Origin of the sequence: Halorubrum halophilum (genome assembly GCF_000739595.1) — an archaeon.
In the GTDB taxonomy this organism is placed as follows: domain Archaea; phylum Halobacteriota; class Halobacteria; order Halobacteriales; family Haloferacaceae; genus Halorubrum; species Halorubrum halophilum.
On record NZ_BBJP01000044.1, the window covers coordinates 1 to 1,605 of the forward strand.

Annotated in this window: 1 protein-coding gene; it reads right to left on the reverse strand. The window is 57.6% G+C overall.

Annotation, left to right across the window (positions count from 1 at the left end; all coding sequences use genetic code 11):
- Positions 1–8: 8 nt before the first annotated feature.
- A complete protein-coding gene (gene tnpC, locus ACP96_RS13575) occupies positions 9–1,445 on the reverse strand; it encodes an IS66 family transposase (protein WP_202593958.1) in 1,437 nt (478 codons plus the stop codon).
- Between the last annotated feature and the right edge of the window lie 160 nt (positions 1,446–1,605).

Sequence of the window (1,605 nt, forward strand, 5' to 3'; positions counted from 1 at the left end):
GTATGTGTTTACCCCGAGGTCTCGACAGCCGGCACAGCGTGAGCCCGTGAGATCATATCATTGCTGCTGACGACTCGACGAAGCTCTTCGTATGGATTGCGTCCCTGCTGGCGCCACGTCGCCAGCAGGGACAAGACCGTCTCGTGAACGAACATTCCTCGGTCATTACGGAGCGTTCCGATGATTTTCCGGAGAACCACTGGTTCACGAAGCGCGTTCTCTGCGGCATTGTTCGTCGGAGAGACCGCTGGCTCACCGACGAAGGTGAGCCAGTGGTCAAGACCTCCTTCGATCTTCCCGAGCAGTGTTGCCACTGGTCCGTCGGGTACTGACCGTTCAATCAGCGATTCAAGCTCTCTTCGCGCCACACGCTGGAGGTCTGCTCGCTCACGGACTGTCAAGTCGCTCTCCAGCCGGGCCTGGAGAGCGACGTACACCTGTCTGAGAGCGTGGTAGATCGGTTCACCTTCTGCCTGCTTTTCCGCGGCGTCTTCAGCCTCTCGAAGAATGTGCGCCCAACACCGCTGGAGGTTGCTGCTGAAAGCTGGGTACGCCGTCCACCCGTCACAGATGACCGTTCCCGCGAAGTCCTCACCGAGGACTTCCACGGGAACATCACTTCCACGACTCTCTCTGACCGCATATAACGTATGCTGAGCGGTCTTGAACGTCCAGATCCACGCCTGCTCACCGTCACGTTTGATACCTGTTTCGTCGATATGAACCACGTTGGCATCTTGGATCTCTTGACGGATCTGCTCGTACTCACAGCGACCGGCGCGCGCAGCGCGCTCGGTCGCGTGCCACGCGGATGCACCCGAGAGTTCGAGTCCATGCAGTTGCTCGAAGCGGTCGGCGATCTTCCGGTAGGGAAGGCGATGATCGTACCGTGACAGAGCTGATTGAGCGATGACGTTCACCCCGAACTGCCCCTCATCGGGGCAGTCGGGGTGAGCCGCAACTGTCTCTGTTCCACAGGAATCGCACTGGTAGTAGTGGCGGTTGTACCGGGTGATTTCTGGGGGCTGGGGATCAGGGATCTCCTCGACGAGTCGTGGGCTGACGCCCACCGACTCGTCGAAGTGGTCGCCACACTCAGGACAACAGTCACAGGTGACTTCGATTTCTTCGTCAGGATCAGCTGTAGAACGCCACTCCGGATCGTGACCGTCTTTCCGACCGGGAGTGCCGCCGTCAGTTCGGATATCGTCGTCTTCGTCGTCTTGCGAGGTCGGGGACTCGTCAGTCCCCGACCGTCGCTTACTAGGCGGTGTATGTGGATTCTCGTATTTGCGAAGACGTGTTTCGAGTTCTTCGATTCGTTCGTCCTTCTCTTGTAACTTCTCTCGGAGCTTTGCGTTCTCTTGTTCAACCTCTTCGACTCGTTGTTCAAGTTGTAAAAACCGGGAGAGCAACTCCTCTTTGGTGAGATCATCTCCGTTCACAGATCCCACCTTCCAGTACAGACAGCAGAGGCAACGGGATGGGCTCCACGACGGAGCCCATCCCTGAGGATCATCACGAACCTCTGCTGCCAGTTCATACAGCCCAACTTGTGCGCCTCCTATGAGACAGCAGCGAAATCACTTCGGGCTAAACACATAC